Origin of the sequence: Actinoplanes sp. NPDC049265 (assembly GCF_043197135.1) — a bacterium.
Classification (GTDB): Bacteria; Actinomycetota; Actinomycetes; order Mycobacteriales; family Micromonosporaceae; genus Actinoplanes.
Map to the genome: position 1 here is coordinate 274,841 of NZ_JBICSP010000011.1, position 15,627 is coordinate 290,467.

At 71.2% G+C, this 15,627-nt stretch carries 14 protein-coding genes; 8 read left to right on the forward strand and 6 right to left on the reverse strand.

Annotation, left to right across the window (positions count from 1 at the left end; translation table 11 throughout):
• Positions 1–57 precede the first annotated feature (57 nt).
• The 3 genes from ACGFIO_RS26195 (at position 58) to ACGFIO_RS26205 (ending at position 2,566) form a co-directional block, all read left to right on the forward strand.
• Complete coding sequence (locus tag ACGFIO_RS26195; protein WP_392829457.1) at positions 58–1,074, forward strand: S1 family peptidase; 1,017 nt, start codon at positions 58–60, stop codon at positions 1,072–1,074.
• A gap of 157 nt (positions 1,075–1,231) precedes the next feature.
• The gene (locus tag ACGFIO_RS26200) at positions 1,232–1,798 is read left to right on the forward strand and encodes a DUF3455 domain-containing protein (RefSeq protein WP_392829459.1); all 567 of its coding nucleotides are present in this window, start codon (positions 1,232–1,234) and stop codon (positions 1,796–1,798) included.
• A 69-nt stretch (positions 1,799–1,867) separates the two neighbouring features.
• Positions 1,868–2,566 carry a CPBP family intramembrane glutamic endopeptidase gene (locus ACGFIO_RS26205; protein WP_392829460.1) on the forward strand — a complete coding sequence of 233 codons (699 nt, stop codon included), beginning with the start codon at positions 1,868–1,870 and terminating at the stop codon, positions 2,564–2,566.
• Positions 2,567–2,572: 6 nt separating this feature from the next.
• Here the strand turns inward: ACGFIO_RS26205 and ACGFIO_RS26210 are convergent, their stop codons facing one another.
• A complete protein-coding gene (locus ACGFIO_RS26210) occupies positions 2,573–3,400 on the reverse strand; it encodes a siderophore-interacting protein (protein ID WP_392829462.1) in 828 nt (275 codons plus the stop codon).
• Between the two features lie 168 nt (positions 3,401–3,568).
• On the reverse strand, positions 3,569–5,002 hold the full coding sequence (locus tag ACGFIO_RS26215; RefSeq protein ID WP_392829464.1) for an LVIVD repeat-containing protein: 1,434 nt from the start codon (positions 5,000–5,002) through the stop codon (positions 3,569–3,571).
• Between the two features lie 139 nt (positions 5,003–5,141).
• Here ACGFIO_RS26215 and ACGFIO_RS26220 point away from each other — a divergent pair, with 139 nt between their 5' ends.
• The 5 genes from ACGFIO_RS26220 (at position 5,142) to ACGFIO_RS26240 (ending at position 10,260) form a co-directional block, all read left to right on the forward strand.
• On the forward strand, positions 5,142–5,816 hold the full coding sequence (locus ACGFIO_RS26220; RefSeq protein ID WP_392829466.1) for a DUF305 domain-containing protein: 675 nt from the start codon (positions 5,142–5,144) through the stop codon (positions 5,814–5,816).
• Positions 5,817–5,901: 85 nt separating this feature from the next.
• Entirely contained in the window at positions 5,902–6,627 is a 726-nt protein-coding gene (locus tag ACGFIO_RS26225; RefSeq protein WP_392829468.1) for a hypothetical protein, read from the forward strand.
• A gap of 87 nt (positions 6,628–6,714) precedes the next feature.
• Positions 6,715–8,142, forward strand: a complete 1,428-nt coding sequence (locus ACGFIO_RS26230; RefSeq protein WP_392829470.1) for a M1 family metallopeptidase — start codon at positions 6,715–6,717, stop codon at positions 8,140–8,142.
• Between the two features lie 143 nt (positions 8,143–8,285).
• The gene (locus tag ACGFIO_RS26235; RefSeq protein ID WP_392829472.1) at positions 8,286–9,263 is read left to right on the forward strand and encodes a TerC/Alx family metal homeostasis membrane protein; all 978 of its coding nucleotides are present in this window, start codon (positions 8,286–8,288) and stop codon (positions 9,261–9,263) included.
• A gap of 7 nt (positions 9,264–9,270) precedes the next feature.
• Positions 9,271–10,260, forward strand: coding sequence for a LacI family DNA-binding transcriptional regulator (locus ACGFIO_RS26240; protein ID WP_392829473.1), 990 nt, complete (start codon positions 9,271–9,273; stop codon positions 10,258–10,260).
• On the opposite strand, the gene ACGFIO_RS26245 is transcribed toward ACGFIO_RS26240, so the two are convergent.
• The 4 genes from ACGFIO_RS26245 to ACGFIO_RS26260 all read right to left on the reverse strand — a co-directional run bounded on the left by ACGFIO_RS26245 (position 10,249) and on the right by ACGFIO_RS26260 (position 15,571).
• Positions 10,249–12,024, reverse strand: coding sequence for a putative bifunctional diguanylate cyclase/phosphodiesterase (locus tag ACGFIO_RS26245; RefSeq protein ID WP_392829475.1), 1,776 nt, complete (start codon positions 12,022–12,024; stop codon positions 10,249–10,251). The two genes, ACGFIO_RS26240 and ACGFIO_RS26245, sit on opposite strands and share 12 nt — an antisense overlap.
• Before the next feature lie 48 nt (positions 12,025–12,072).
• Positions 12,073–12,888: an SAM-dependent methyltransferase gene (locus tag ACGFIO_RS26250; protein WP_392829476.1), complete on the reverse strand. Its 816-nt coding sequence runs from the start codon at positions 12,886–12,888 to the stop codon at positions 12,073–12,075.
• A gap of 164 nt (positions 12,889–13,052) precedes the next feature.
• Positions 13,053–15,023, reverse strand: coding sequence for an EAL domain-containing protein (locus ACGFIO_RS26255; protein ID WP_392829477.1), 1,971 nt, complete (start codon positions 15,021–15,023; stop codon positions 13,053–13,055).
• On the reverse strand, positions 15,020–15,571 hold the full coding sequence (locus tag ACGFIO_RS26260) for an RNA polymerase sigma factor (RefSeq protein ID WP_392829479.1): 552 nt from the start codon (positions 15,569–15,571) through the stop codon (positions 15,020–15,022). The genes ACGFIO_RS26255 and ACGFIO_RS26260 overlap by 4 nt, the downstream gene beginning before the upstream one ends.
• Between the last annotated feature and the right edge of the window lie 56 nt (positions 15,572–15,627).

Here is a 15,627-nt window from a genome sequence, read left to right on the forward strand (position 1 = left end):
GACTTGTAACCATCTGCTCACACAAACGGTCTTGCCTGGGTGGGGCAATATCTCGGCGTGCGATGGCGACGGCAACTGTCAATCGTGTTGGCGGGTTGCGTACTCTCGGTTATCGGTGCGGCCGGATTCGGCGGCGCCGCCCCGGCCTATGCCATCGCCAACGGCGAGGACGTGGACGACGGCGACTACCCGTTCTCGGTCAAACTGTCGATGTTCGACCTCCCTGAGAAGGGCGGAGGCACCCGCGACTCGTCGTGTTCGGGCAGCCTGGTCAATTCACGCTGGGTGCTCACCGCCGGGCACTGTTTCCGGGACAAGAACCTGAAACGGGTGGCCCGGCCGGTCGCCAAGCGCACCGTGGCCACCGTCGGCCGCGCCGATCTGACCGGTTCGGCCGGCCAGGAGGCCAAGGTCATCGCCGTGAAGCAGTCCTCGGTCGCCGACGTGGCCCTGGCCAAACTCGATCACGACATCAAGGACATCACGCCGGCCAAGCTCAACCGCGGCAAACCGCGGCTCGGGCTGCGCGTCCGCCTGATCGGATTCGGCCTGGTCAACGGCGACGAGTCGGACACCACCGATCGCATGCAGACCGGCCAGTTCACCGTCACCTCGGTCGACCGGTATCTGCTGGGCATGACCGGCAAGTCCCCGAAGTCGACCACCAGTCCGTGCCCGCACGACTCGGGCGGCCCCTACTTCACCAAGGACAAGTCCGGCGTCGCGGTCGTCGTGGGCGTGGTCAGCGGCGGACCGACCTGCCCGCACACCGGCGCCGACCGCAGCGGCCGGATCGACACCGTGGCGCCCTGGATCCTCGGCATCATCGGCCGCGACGGCCCGCTGCCGAAACCCAAGCCCTCGAAACCGCCGGCGGTGGCCAAGGCCCCGTCCGCGAAGCCGTCGGCCCGCCCGCTGAGCAGCCCGGTCAGCGAGGAGCTGCCGTACGGGCTGAGCCTGCCGGTGGTGGTCGGCGGATCGCTCGCCGCGGTGATCGCGGTCTTCCTGATCGTCACCGCCCGCAGCCGCCGCGGCCGCGGCCGCAAACGGTTCCGGCACCGCCGCATTCGATGAACGCCGGCAAAGGTATTCCTAAGAATCTGTTGGCCAGGCATTAACCATTCTTCCCGGTCTTTGCTTGAACTCTTCCCTGAAGCGGTTCGTATCCATGGCCGTACGAGCTGATCGACGCCATTGCTCGATGGTCGTCAAAACGGAGGAGTTCAGTTCCATGTCCCGTCGCACCCGTCTCCGCGCGGTCACCGTGGCCGCTGCCGCCGTCGTCGTCGCCGGCCTCGGCGCCGTCACCTACAACGCCTCCGCCGCCGAGAACACCAGCGCCGCGGCATCGTCCGCGGCCGGCGCCGAGTTCCGTGGCTCCGGTGTCCCCGCCACCATCCGGCCGCCGGCCGGCTCCCGCTTCCTGGGCTTCGCCGCGGTGACCAGCGGCACTCAGACCTACACCTGCACGGGCGGCGTCTTCACCGGCGCGTCGGTGCCCGAGGCCCAGCTCATGGGCTCGATCGGCCCGGTTCACCACTACAAGGGCCCGACCTGGGAGAACAAGCGCGACGGCTCGATCATCACCGCCACCAAGATCGGTGAGTCGACGGTGTCCGGGGCCATCCCGCAGCTGCTGCTCCAGGTCAACGGCCACAGCGGCAAGAACGGCGTCTTCACCAAGGCGACGTACATCCAGCGCCTGCGGACCACCGGCGGCACGGCGCCCGCCGGCTCCTGCACCGACGGCCAGACCAAGGCGGCCAAGTACGGCGCGGTCTACGTTTTCTGGGCCTGATCGCACAGCCGTCGAAAAGGCCCTCCGGACGGATGATCTGGAGGGCCTTTTCGTGGGTACGGAAGCATCATGAACAGGCTGCGCCGCGTGCTCGCCCCGTCGCTGATCGACCGGGTCGAACGCGACCACGCCCAGCCCGACCGGGCCTTCCGGCGGCGCCGCGTGGTGGCCGCCGGGACGCTGGTGGCCGGTGCGGTGCTGCTCGGCCTGTCGCTCGCGACCCGGCCCGGTGACCCCAGCTTCTACCCCTTGACCGTGGCCGTGGCGCTGGTCTGGGCGGCCGGGGCGTTCGTCTCCGGTCCGCTGCACCTCGGGCACCTCCCGTTCCGCGGGCGGTTGCGCCGGCCGATCCTCACACCGATCGCGACCGGGCTGGTCACGGCCGGGATCTTCGTGGCCGGTGCGCTCGTCGTGCGCGAGCTGCCACCACTGCGCGACTCGGTCAACGACGTGCTGGCCCACGCCCGGGAGGGTGTGCTCGTCCCGGTGCTGCTGATCACCGTGCTCAACGGGGTGGCCGAGGAGCTCTTCTTCCGGGGCGCGCTGTTCGCGGCGATCGGGCACCGGCACCCCGTACTCGTCTCCACCGTGATCTACGCGGCCGCGACCGTCGCGACCCTGAACCCGATGCTGGTCTTCGCGGCCGTCCTGGTCGGCGCCGTGCTCGGGCTCCAGCGGCGCGCCTCGGGCGGCGTGCTCGCGCCGATCCTGACCCACATCACCTGGTCGGCGTCGATGCTGCTGATCCTGCCCCCGCTGATCCGCTGATGTTTCCTACTGGCCTTGCTCCTGTTCGACCTGCTGGTTCCACTCGCGCTTGCTCGACTGCCAGCCGTCCTCGTTCAGCCCGTTGCGCCAGTAACCGGAGATGGACAGCTGCTCCATCGGGATCGCGCGCTCGACCTTCAGGTAGCCGCGCAGATCCTTGACGAAGCCGGCCTCGCCGTGGACGAACGCGTGCAGCCGGCCCGCCGGGAACGGCAGCGCGCGCACGACGGGGCCCAGCTCGCTGCCGGGCATCCGGTCGCCGCGGTGCAGCCAGGTGATCTCGGCGTCGGCCGCGGTCTCCAGCTTCTGCTCCTCGGTCTCGTCGGTGACCTCGATGAAGACGTACGCCTTCGCGCCCGCGGGCAGGCCCTCGAGGGCGGCGCCGATCGCCGGGAGAGCACTTTCGTCCCCGGCCAGGAGGTGCCAGTCGGCCTCCGGATCGGGCGCGTACCCCCCACCGGGCCCCATGAACCGGATCACATCGCCGGGCCGGGCCCGGGTGGCCCACGGTCCCGCAACGCCGGCGTCGCCGTGCACCACGAAGTCGATCCACAGCTCGGGCAGCTCGGGCACCCACTTGCGGATGGTGTAAGTACGCACCACCGGCCAGGTCTCCCGCGGCATCGTCTCGCGGATCTCCCCCATGTCGAACGGCTCGGGATAGTCGACGCCGGCCCGCGGGAAGAAGATCTTGATGTAGTGGTCGGTGAACTCGCCGCAGGCCAGGCCGGCCAGCCCGTCGCCACCGACGACGACCCGGACCATGTGCGGGGTGAGCTGCTCGACCCGGGTGACCACACCGGTGGTGGCCGGCCGGGAGGGTCTGTTGGGCATGAGAGTGTCCCGTCGTCGAAGGTCGGTGGTAGCTCGGGGCGGTGTCCGAGGCCCGGACGGCGCCCGGGGCCACCACTTGGTGGGTCTTCGGTAAGGCTACCCTCACATCGCACGGAGAGGCCCGGAGCCGGAGCCCCGGGCCTCTCGAGAACGATCAGGCGGACATGATCACCAGGTGCGGGCGTCCGTCTGGCTCTGCGCGTTGAACCGGTTCGTACGCAGGCTCTTGGCCGGATCGGTCTTCGGGTCGACCAGGTCCAGCACGTCCAGACCCTTCTGGATGTCGCTGGAGTAGATGTACCCGTTGTACCAGTACGCCGACCACGAGCCGCCGACCTGCAGCGCGGTGTCGCTCAGCGGGCCACGCTCCCAGTAGGCGATCTCCCGGGGGTTGCGGGAGTTGGTGAAGTCCCACACCGAGATGCCGCCCTGGTACCAGGCCTGGACCATGATGTCGCGGCCGGGCACCGGGATCAGCGAGCCGTTGTGCGCGACGCAGTTCTCGGTGCTGGTGTTGATCCGCGGGATCTTGAAGTAGCTGCGGAACTTCAGCTTGCGCCGATCGCCGCTGCCGACGATGTCGTAGACCGCGTCGGCGCCGTGGTCGGAGTCGACCGCCTCGGTGCACTCGGCGCCACCGCCGCCGCCCAGCTCGTCGGTGAAGACGACCTTGGTGGCGTCGTTGTTGAAGGTGGCCGAGTGCCAGAACGCGAAGTTCTCGGTGTCCCGGACCGCGGTGATCACCTTCGGGTTGACCCGGTCGGCGATGTCGATCAGGACGCCGTCACCCATGCAGGCGCCGGCCGCGATGTCCTTCTCGGGGTACGCGGTGATGTCGTGGCAGCCGGTCGTCTCCGACGTGCCGTTGCCGGACGGGTTGCCACCCTCCGGGAACAGGATCGGGGTCGACACCACGGCCGCCGCGGCCGGGTTGTTCTTCGGCACGGCGATGACCGAGATCTTGTCGTGCGGCAGCGCGCAGTTGGCCACGCTGGCCCGCGACAGGTTGTAAGACTGCACGTAGATGTAGACGTTGGGGTCACCGGCCTTGCCCGGCACCAGCGTCTGCGTGTGCGAGCCGCAGTCGGTCTTCACCGCCTTGACGTACTGCGGGTGGACCGGGTCGGTGATGTCGAAGATCTTGACACCCTCCCAGCGCGCGTCGGCCGGGGCGTCGGCCGGCACCGACGTGCTGTTGCAGGAGTTGTCCGACCGCTGCGAGTCGGTGCCGAGGAAGAGCAGCTTCCCCTGTACGGAGATGTCGTTCTGCGACCCCGGGCAGACCACGACCGCCGCGACCTGCGGCTGCTTGGGCCTGCTGATGTCGTACACGGTGAACCCGTTGTAGTTGCCGCCGTAGGCGTACTTGCCCTGGAACGCCCAGTCGCTGTTGAGCGCGCTGGTGTTATTGAAGGGCGCCTGCTTCGGGATGTTCGCGGCCTGCGTGAGGTTCGGACTGCTACGGATCTCGTCCACCCCGGGGGTGTCCGACTCAGCCGCGGCAGCACTGAACGGCGCGACCAGCATGCTCAGCAGGACGGTCGCCGTGCTGAGTACTGCCAGCCTCTTGAGCTGCCGCCCTCGTGGGGCAGAGTGGGTCATGGGCATCCTTCCGGCTTCGAAGAGCGCACCGGCGACCGTCTAGCATGGCGGAACGTGACGCCGGTATCACTCACCTTCGTCGTTACGATAGTGGTCGATCCATTTTTTCTATAGACACATTTCGTTACGGGGGTTCCGGGTGGACAGTCGTCGTTGGTTGACGATCGGCGGAGCCGTGGTGGCCCTGGTCGCCGCCGGTGGCGCCATCGCCTGGTCCCGGTCCGGCGGCGAGCGTTCGGCCAGCACAGAACGTCCACAAGCGAGCACGAGCGGTCCGCCGGTCACCGTCATCCAGCCCGGGCGCCCGGGCGAGTCGGCCAAGGTCACCGACTCCGGCCAGGTCGCACCGCTGGACGCTTCCACCTACAACGCGGTGGATACGGCGTTCGTGCAGATGATGATTGCCCACCACCAGCAGGCCATCCAGATGGCCGACCTGGCGCCCCAGCGTGCCGGCAACACCCAGCTGCGCAACCTGGCCGAGCGGATGAGCATCGCCCAGAAGATCGAGATCGACGTGCTCGAGGCCTGGCTCCAGGAACGCCGCCTGCCCGCGAACGATCCGTCGCACAACCACGCCACCATGCCCGGCATGCAGACCCCGGAGGCGATCGCCGCGCTCACCGCGGCCCGCGGCGCCGACTTCGACAAACGCTTCGTGACCATGATGACCGCGCACCACGAGGGCGCCCGGGTGATGGCCGGCGACGTGCTCAAGGGCGGCACCGATCAGCGGGTCAACGAGATCGCCAACGAGATGGCGGTCGAGCAGACCAGCGAGATCCGGAGGATGCGCGATCTGAAGGTGACGTGACGTATATCCTGCCGGGTCGCGCATCGCCAGCAGCGTGGATAGGTTGAGTACTGGCCCCTGACCACCCAGGACAGAGGACGGTGCAGTGCAGTCTGTCGTCACCATCGCGATCTTGTTGTCCCTGGCCGGCGTGCTCGCCTTCGCCGGTCTCGCCCTGCCCAGCAACGTCCGCCGGCCCAAGCAGCTCACGGCCTGGCTGACCGACCGGGCCGAGCAGCGGCGGGCGGCGGAAAATCGCCAGGCCGCCGAGGCGGCGGAGCAGATCCGGTGGGCCGAGGAGGTCGAGGTCGCGGCCCTGGGGGCGGCGGGTACGGCCGAGCGGCGCCGGGCTGAGTGCCAGCTCGCGCAGGAACGGGTGGACGCGACCTGGCAGGCATACCAGGACGCCGACCTGGCCCTGACCCGGGCCCGGCGGGCGGCGGCGTATTCCTCCCTCGACTCGGTCCCCTACCCCGAGCGGGCCAAGGCCCTTCGTCGGGCGGCACAGGCCGCGCATCGCCGCGGTGACCTCTCCGACGAACAACTGCTCGACGCCCTGCTGCATCGGCAGGGCTGGAACCCCGAACTGCACCCGGTCGAGCAGGAGCTGGTGATCGCCAAGGCCACCGTGGCCTACCGCTGGGAACAGCACCGGGCGGCCCTCGACGCCGAGGCCGACGCGTGGCGCACCGCCGACGTCGCCATCGCCTCCGTCCGATCGCTGCGGGCCGAGGTCGCGGTGGCCGCGCCCCAGGCCGACGAGGCCCGCGCGGCCCTGCCCGAGCAGACCCGCGAGCTACCCATCCTGATGCGGAAAAGCCTCGCCGCTTAGTGACTTGTCGCAAGTTCGCATGCGCGGCGCTTCTACCGCGACGGAATTTGCGACAGGTCATCGCGGCTGGGCTGCTAGGTTGCCGGGATGACGCGCAGAGCGGCGGTTCTTCTCTCGATCGTGCTGTCGGCCACGCTGGCGGCGACACCGGCCTACGCCGCTCCGGCCGGCCACCCCGGCGCCCCGGGCCTCGGCGACCCCTACTTCCCGCTCGACGGCAACGGCGGCTACGACGCCAGGCACTACGACCTGGCCGTACGGTACGCACCCGAGACCGACGTGCTGACCGGCGTCGCGACCATCCGGGCCCGGGCCACCGAGAGCCTGACCTCGTTCAACCTGGACTTCGACGGCATGACGATCCGGGCCATCACGGTCGACGGCCGCCCCGCCACCTGGTCGCGGGCCGGTCAGGAGCTGACCGTCACGCCCCGCCGCACGCTGCGCCGCGGCGGCACCTTCGTCACCAGGGTCAGCTACGACGGCGTACCCAAGAAGATCGTCGACCCCGACCTCGGTGACGGCGGCGCCTTCACCACCGACGACGGGGTGGTGATCCTCGGCGAACCGGACGTCGCCGCCGCCTGGTTCCCGTCCAACGACCACCCGCTGGACAAGGCCTCGTTCTCCATCCGGCTGACCGTGCCCGCGGGCACCGAGGCGATCTCCAACGGCACGCTGGCCGGCCGGGCCACGCGCTCCGGGTGGACCACCTGGGCCTGGGAGCAGCCCGAGCCGATGGCGACCTACCTGGCCTCGGCCGTGGTCGGGCAGTTCGACCTGACCACGTACCGGAAGAACGGTCTTTTCTTCCTCGACGCGATCGACCCCAAGCTGTCACCGGAGCTCGCCGCCAACGCCCGGGCCACGTTCGCCCGCGAGCCGGAGTTCATCCAGTTCATGTCCGGCGTCTTCGGGCCGTACCCGTTCAAGGCGGCCGGCGGGCTGGTCGACTCGACCGGCGAGTGGGGGTACGCGCTGGAGAACCAGGGCCGGCCGATCTACACGCCGGGTGACTTCTCGACCCGCGAGGCCGGCGACAGCGTGGTGGTGCACGAGCTGGCCCACCAGTGGTTCGGCGACAGCGTGGCGCTCGGCCGATGGAGCGACATCTGGCTCAACGAGGGCTTCGCCTCGTACGCCGAGTGGCTGTGGAGCGAGCACGAGGGGCTGGGCACGGCGCAGGAGAACTTCGATCAGGCGTACGCGCGACCGGCCACGTCCTCGTTGTGGAAGCTGAAGGTCGCCGACCCGGGCGCGCCCAACATCTTCAGCGGCGCGGTCTACACCCGGGGCGCGATGGCCCTGCACGCGCTCCGGCTGACCGTCGGCGACCAGGTGTTCTTCAAGATCCTGCGCACCTGGGCCCAGCAGAACCGCGGCGGCAACGGGACCACCGCGAAGTTCATCGCCCACGCCGAGCGGGTCTCCGGCCGGCAGCTCGACGCGCTGTTCACCACCTGGCTCTACACCGCGGCCAAGCCTTCTCAGGTTCCGTCCAGGCTGGGCGCATAGGGTTCCGCCCCGAGGGGAGTACCTCGACAGATCGTCCCGGTCAGTACGGGTCCTCCACAGGAGCCCCGGGCGGTTGCTCGGCATCAGCACCGCCGGGTGAGGGAGACCTCAGACGATGACGCGCGTCTGAGGAGGCTTTCCCCGTGCCGGATTCCATCGGCTCCCCGCTGCTCTGGGGCATCACCATCGCGGTGCTCGTCGCACTGCTCGCGTTCGACTTCGTGATCACCCGCCGGCCGCACGACGTGCCGATGCGCGAGGCCGTCGGCTGGACCGTCTTCTACCTCGCCCTGCCGGTGCTGTTCGCACTGCTGCTCCTGCCCCTGTACGGCAGCGACACGGCACTCGAGTTCGGCACCGGCTGGGTGGTGGAGAAGTCGCTGTCGGTCGACAACCTGTTCGTCTTCATGCTGCTGCTGGCCGCGTTCGCCGTACCGAAGGAACTGGCCCAGCGGGTGCTCCTCTACGGCATCGCCGGCGCCCTGGCCCTCCGCGCGATCTTCATCGCGCTCGGCGCCGCCGTGATCAGCTCCGGCTCGTGGGCGTTCCTGCTGTTCGGCGGGGTCCTGCTGGTCACCGCGATCCGGGTGATCCGGGACGCGATGTCGGGCCAGCAGCACGCGGTGGACATCGACGGGATGCGCGCCGTGAAGCTGCTGCGCCGAATGATGCCGGTGACCACGCGGTTCCGCGGCGCGCGGCTCACCGTCGTCGAGCACGGCAAGCGGGCACTGACCCCGATGGCCCTGGTCGTGGTCGCGGTGTTCATGACCGACATCGTGTTCGCGGTCGACTCGGTCCCGGCCGTGTACGGCGTGACCGACGACCCGTACCTGGTCTTCGCCACCAACGCCTTCGCCCTGCTCGGCCTGCGGGCGCTGTACTTCGTGCTGCACAACGTGCTGGAGAAGCTGCGCCACCTCAACTACGGCCTCGGCATCATCCTCGCCTTCATCGGCGTCAAGCTCGTGCTGCACTGGGCGCACACGGTCTGGTCGTGGGTGCCGGACATCCCGACCCCGCTCTCCCTGGGCGTGATCGTGGTGACGCTGGCGACGGTCACCGTCACCAGCCTGCTGATCAACAAACGGGAGCGCGAATCGGCGCAGATCTCCCTATAGTGGCCCGATGCCGCAGCAGAAGAGACCGACGCTGGCCGATGTCGCCGCCGCCGCGGGCGTGTCCAAGGCAGCGGCGTCCCGGGTGGTCAACGACGCGCCCGGGGTGGCGCCGCAGACCCGCGAGCACGTCCGCCGGGTGATCGAGCGCCTCGGCTGGCGACCCGACCCGGCCGCCCGCGCACTCGCCTCCGGCCACGGCGACGTGATCGAGCTGGTGGTCGTCGACGACCCCTCGTGCTTCAGCGACAACCCGTACTACGGCCGGGTCACCGCCGGCATCCTGCTGGAGCTGGCCGGCGGCCACGTCCAGTTGCGGGTGCACGTGATCGAGGAAGCACGGGCGGCCGCCCTGCTGCCGACCCTCGCCGGCACGGTCAGCCTGGGCGCGCTGCTGCTGAACGTGTCTCCGGCCCGGGCCGCCGGCTTCCACGCCCGCTGCGACCGGGTGGTGACGATGGGCCCGTCGGCGCCGGGCGTGCCCTACGTCGACATGGAGAACGCGGCCGGCACGGCCATGGCGGTTCGCCACCTGCACGAGACCGGTCGTCGCCGGATCGCCGCGGTGCACGGTCAGGAGGGCAACCCCGACGCCGACGCCAGACGCGAGGGGTACGCGCGGACGGTCCGCGACCTCGGCCTGCCCGACATCTCGGCGATCGGCAAGTTCCGCCCCGAGCAGGGTTACGAGCTGACCCAGCGCCTGCTGGCCGAGGACCCGGCGGTGGACGCCATCGTCGCCGGGAACGACCAGATGGCCACCGGTGTGATGCGTGCGCTGGCCCACCTGGGCCGCCGGGTGCCGCAGGACGTGGCCGTGGTCGGCTTCGACAACTGCATCATCGCGTCGAGCCTGACCCCGGCACTGACGTCGGTGCATCAGCCGGTCGAGGAGATGGCCGCCGCGGCCACCCGTGCCCTGATCAACCGCCAGATCGCGCCGCACTGGCGGCTGGTCTTCCCGGCCGGCCTGCGCATCCGGGAGAGCTCACACCAGTAGGCCGGTGATCGCCGCGGCCGCCGCCGGGCGGCCCAGCAGGAACCCCTGGCCGTAGTCGCAGCCCAGCGTCCGCAGGGCGGTGTGCTGGGCCGGGGTTTCGATGCCTTCGGCGGTGACGGTGAGGCCGAGGTCGTGACAGAGCTGGATGGTGCGGTGCACGACGGCGGTCGCGGCGGTGTTGTCCCGGTCGTCGAGGCCGGTGACCAGTTCCCGGGCGAGCTTCACCGTCGTGATCGGCCGGTGTGACAGCGCGGCCAGGTTGGCGTGGCCGGTGCCGAAGTCGTCGACGGCCAGGCGGATCCCCCGGGCGGCGAGATGATCGAGGATCTCGTCAGGGCCGTCGACGGCGGTGCTCTCGGTGATCTCCAGCTGCAGGGCGGTGGCGGGCAGGCCGGTGCGGTCGAGGGCCTCGTCGATGGTGGCCAGCAGGGCCGGGTCGGCCAGCTGCAGCGGCGACAGGTTGACGCTGATCAGCAGCCGGTGGCCGGCCGCGTGCCAGGCGCCGCCGTGCTGGCAGGCCTGACGGAGCAGGGCCTGCCCGAGCGGCCGGATCAGACCGGTCCGCTCGGCCAGGGTGATGAACTCCTGCGGACTGATCGCCTCGCCGTCGCGCCGCCAGCGGGCCAGCGCCTCGACCGCGACCACGGCCGGCTCGGCCAGCGAATACATCGGCTGGTAATGGGGTTCGAACTCGCCGCGTTCGAGGGCGGCCGGCATGGCCGCGGCGAGGCGGTGCCGGCGCAGGTCCTGGCCGGCGCGGGCCGGGTTGAACACGGCGTAGGGCCGGTGACCGGGATGCGTCCAGGTCAGCGCGATGTGCGCGTTGCGCAGCCAGTCGTCCGGGGCGGTGCCGGCGCACTGGTCTTCCACAATGCCGGCGGTGGTCCGTAGGCGTACCTGGTAGCCGTCGATCCAGGGCAGCGGCGCGTCGCTGACCGCCTGCCGGGCCAGCCGGGAGATCTTGATGATCTCGTCGGCGCCGGTGGTGCCGTTGACGGCCACCGCGAACTGGTCGCCGCCGAGGTGGGCGAGCAGGTAGCGGCCGTCCTGGGCCGGGTCGGGGACGACGTCGCGCAGGCGCCCGGCGATGGTACGCAGCAGGTCGTCACCGGCCCGGTGGCCCAGGGCGTCGTTCAGGTTGTCGAAGTCGTCGATCCGCAGCAGGCAGACACCCATCCGCATGCCGGGCCGAGCCTCGACCACCGCGGCCCGCAGGTATTCGCGCAGCTGGACCCGGTTGGGCAGGTCGGTGACGGCGTCATGCAGCCGGGCGCGGTGCAGCCGGTCGAGCAGGCGGTGCTGCTCGTCGCGCCAGGCCACCCGCTCGGAACGGGCCAGTTCCTCGGCGGCCAGCATGGCGGTGTCCCGCAGGGCGGCGGTGAACCCGGCGGCGAACTGGCCGAGCAGCAGCCGGACCCGCTCGGGAGCGGAGGCGGGCCCGGACGGCTCGAGCAGGGCGGGTAACACCTCGGCCAGCAGCGTCACGGTCACGCCGAGCACGTGCGGCGACGCCATCCGCGCCTCGACCATGGCGGCACCGATCGGCCGGCCGGCGGCCGGGTCGAACGGTTCGGCCCGGGCCGCCGCCAGCAGCCGGCGCAGCAACCCGCGCAACACGGTCCGGGCGCGATCGCGGTGCGGCACGAAGCCCTGGCCCGCCACCTCGCGTAGCCACTGCCGCGCTGCCGCCGCCGACGCCGGCTCACCGACGCCGCTCGGGCCCGTACCCTTCATGATGCCGTCCTCCACTCCGATGGCCGCCACTCACTGTGCACCGTGGACGGCGCAGAGTGCCACCGGGCGGGGAAAAGGTCAACGTCGACGGCCCAGTGCGGCCAGCAACGCCGGACCGGCCGCCTCGCCGTCCTCCTCGGGTTCGGGGTACCAGTGGGCGATGTTGACCACTCCCGGCGGCTGCAGCTCGAAGGAGTCGCCGAGCAGGGCGGCCACCTCGGCCTCGTCTCGGACGGCGAACGGGGTGGGTGTCCGCTCGTACAGTTTGCGGACCGTCTCCTGCTGCCGGAGGGCCTCCTCGGTGGTCTCCCAGGTGCCGTGCGACAGCGCGAGGAAGCTGCCCGGCGACAGCGCGGCGGAGTATTCCCGGATGATCGCCGCCGGATCGTCCCGGTCGGGGACGAAGTGCAGCACCGCGACCATCAGCACGGCCACCGGCTCGGCGAAGTCGAGGAAATCCAGCAGCCGCGGATCGCCCAGGATCGCCCCGGGATCACGCAGATCACCGAGGATGGCGGCGGCCTGCCGGTTGTTCCTCAGCAGGCTGTTGCTCTGCTCGACCGCGACCGGGTCGATGTCCACATAGACCACCCGGGCGCCGGGGTCGATCTCGTGCGCCACCTCGTGCACGTTGCCCAGCGTCGGAATGCCCGAGCCGAGGTCGAGGAACTGCCGGATCCCGGCCGCGGTCAGCGTCCGCACCGCCCGGCCCAGGAACGCCCGGTTGGCCTGGGCCATCACCCGGACCTGGGGCATGGCCTGCTCGGCCTGGGTGTAGAACTCCCGGTCGACCCGGAAGTTGTGCACGCCGCCCAGCGCGAAGTCGTACACCCGGGAGGCGTTGGGCACGGTGATGTCCACGCCCTCCGGAACCCATGCACTCGGCTCGGTCACGGTTACCCCCGTTCGGACGGGCGACCGCCCCTCGACCTGCGGGACGTCACTGCGGGTATAGATCGACAACACTCTACCCTTGGAGGCGTCGGCCGGGATGCCGCTCCCGAGATCCAGGCACTGACGCACTGCGGCTTTCACCATGCGAGGCACCGCGCCGGCCGTCAGCCGTGGCCGGCCACTGTGGCTGGTCGCTGGAGCAGCGCCGACACCCGGTGCGGGGTGGCCGGCCCGGAATATCGCAGGCCCTGCACGGCGTCGCAGCCGCTGGCCGCCAGCCCGTCGGCCAGCCGCTCATCGTCCACGCCGTGCACGGTCAGGGTCAGGCCGAGGGCGTGCGCGATGGTGGCCAGCCCGGTGACCACCGTCCGATCCGCCGCCTCACCCGTGACGCCGGCCGTGAGCTGCGGCAGCGGGCTGCGCAAGCCGTGGATGGGCAGGTCCCGGAGGTACGCGACGCTGGTGTAGCCGGCGCCGAAGTCGTCCAGCACCACGCGTACGCCCAGCGCCCCCAGCGCCGCCAGCACGGTGTGGCTGTGCGCGCCGGCGGGCACCGCGTCCAGCCCGGACAGCTGCACCTGCAGCCGTTCCGCCGGCAGCCCGGTCGCGGTCAGCGCCTCGCGGACCAGGTCGACCACGTCGGGGTAGCCGATCCGCCGGATCGGCAGGTCGACGCCGATGTACGGACCGCCCGGGGCACCGCTCCACCGCACCGCCTGCCGGCAGACCTGGTGCAGCACCTGCCCGGCCAGCCGGGTGGTGGCCGCCCGGTCGCCGGTCAGCTCGCCGATCCGGCCCAGATTGAGGCGGCCCAGCTGGGGGTGCCGCCAATGCGCCCGGACGTGCAGGCCGAGCACCCGCTGCCCGGCCGGGTCGAGAATCGGCTGGTAGGTCGGTGGCGCGGTGACCAGCCCGGTGATGGTGCCGGGCACCACGGGCTCACTGTCCCGGCGGTCGTGCACCGCCCAGCCGGTCCGCCCGGACCGCGCCTGCCGCACCGCGATCTCGGCATCCACCAGCAGCTGGCTGACGTCCAGGCCGGGCGCGGGCCGGTCGACCACGCCGACCGCAGCCGCCAGCGGCACGACCGGCCCGTCCTCGGGCAGGGTGACCGGGGCGGCGAGCAGCCCGAGGATCCGTTCGGCCACCTCGACCAGGTGGGCCGCGCCCCCGGTGTCCTGCAGGAGCAGGGTGAACGACCGGCCGCCGTGCCGGACCAGCAGGTGGTCGGGGTTGCGGGTGACCGCGCGCAGCCGCCGGGCCACGTCGATCAGGATGTGGTCGCCGGCGTCCGGGCCGTACTGCTCCCGGATGGCCGGGAAGCCGCCCAGGTCGATCAGGCAGACCCCGACGTGACGGCCGCGGTCAGTGAGCCGGGCCGCCTGTTCCAGCCGCTGCACCAGCCGGGCCCGGTTGGCCAGCCCGGTCAGCGGGTCGTAGTAGGCGAGGCGGCGGTAGCGGGCCTCGCTGTCCTCCAGGGCGCGCTCGAACTCGCGGGCCGCCCGCAGCGTGGCCCGGTGCAGCGACTCCTGCTGACCGAGGATCCGCTCCTGCATCGCGGCGGCGTGGCCGGCGACGAAACTGCCCAGCGCGTCGCCGGCTCCGACCAGCGCAGTGAGGATCTTGATGGTGCCGGGCAGCACGGCCGGGTGACCCAGCCCGAGCTCCACGGCCTGAGCGCCCGCCCGGTAGGCCTCCTCCAGATCGACCGGGTCCCCGGCGGCGGCATACCGCAGTCGCTCCGCGAGGTCGTGGAGGCGGCGACGGGCGGCCTCGGCGGGCAACGGCAGGAAGACACCGGCCGCGACCACGGCGGCATACCAGTCCCCGCCGACGTGGTCACTGGTGGTGGTTACCGGGCGGGCGGGCTCTCGGCGCGGCGGTATCGTGACGGCCGTCTGCCGGGCGCTGATCACCGTGCGCGCGGCCTGCACCAGGGCGGCGTCGGTGTACAGCTCCGCGGTCTGCCGAGCCGCCGCCACGATCCCGTCCGCGCGCGTCCGCGCGTCCTCGATCAGCCGTTCCGGCAGGTCGCCGCGAACGGGCTGGTAGCCGCACTCGCCCAGGATCTGGTTGAGCGCGGCGATCATCATGCCGGGGGTGACCGGGTCGCCCTCGACCGGCTCGGAGGTCATCTCTCGCCGCCACCCTCCCGCGGCTGCTGCCACAGCTCCACGGCCTGGCGCCGGCCGAGCTTGAGCGCGGTGCGTACCGCCTCGGGGGTCTTGCCGACCACGTCGGCGATCTCGGCCGGGGTGAGGCCCTGCGCCGACAGCCGCAGCGCCTCCCGCCGGGCCGGGGGTAGTTTGTCCAGCACCTGGGAGAACCACTCCTCGAGCTCGAGCTCGGTCAGGGCGGGGTCGTTGGTGCGGCTCTCGTCGAACGGCTCCACGTCGGCGACCAGCACCTCGCCGTCGGCGTGGGTGACCCGCGAGCGGTGTTTGAGCCAGTGCGAGCGGGCCGCGACGCGGACCCAGGCGGCCGGGTTGGTCAGGGTCGGCCAACGTCGCAGCGCCTCACGGATCGCCTCGGCGACCGCGTCCTGTGCCTCCCAGACTTTGGCCCCCTCGGCCAGCAGGCCCCGCACCAGACCCTCCCAGTGCGCCCGGAAGAACTGTTCGATCTCGGCGGCGGGTGGGGGGTCCGGGATGGATCCGCCCGAATTGTCGTCCGCGCCGACCACCGATACGCCTCCGTTCGCCGATGAACCTCCGTCTACTTAGGTCCATCGACGAACGG

Bases quoted from the DNA above. Each gene is read 5' to 3' on its own strand.
- ACGFIO_RS26240 (WP_392829473.1), top strand. From the start codon at position 9,271: ATGCCGCAGCAGAAGAGACCGACGCTGGCCGATGTCGCCGCCGCCGCG.
- ACGFIO_RS26205 (WP_392829460.1), top strand. From the start codon at position 1,868: ATGAACAGGCTGCGCCGCGTGCTCGCCCCGTCGCTGATCGACCGGGTC.
- ACGFIO_RS26255 (WP_392829477.1), bottom strand. From the start codon at position 15,023: ATGACCTCCGAGCCGGTCGAGGGCGACCCGGTCACCCCCGGCATGATG.
- ACGFIO_RS26230 (WP_392829470.1), top strand. From the start codon at position 6,715: ATGACGCGCAGAGCGGCGGTTCTTCTCTCGATCGTGCTGTCGGCCACG.
- ACGFIO_RS26210 (WP_392829462.1), bottom strand. From the start codon at position 3,400: ATGCCCAACAGACCCTCCCGGCCGGCCACCACCGGTGTGGTCACCCGG.
- ACGFIO_RS26215 (WP_392829464.1), bottom strand. From the start codon at position 5,002: ATGACCCACTCTGCCCCACGAGGGCGGCAGCTCAAGAGGCTGGCAGTA.
- ACGFIO_RS26200 (WP_392829459.1), top strand. From the start codon at position 1,232: ATGTCCCGTCGCACCCGTCTCCGCGCGGTCACCGTGGCCGCTGCCGCC.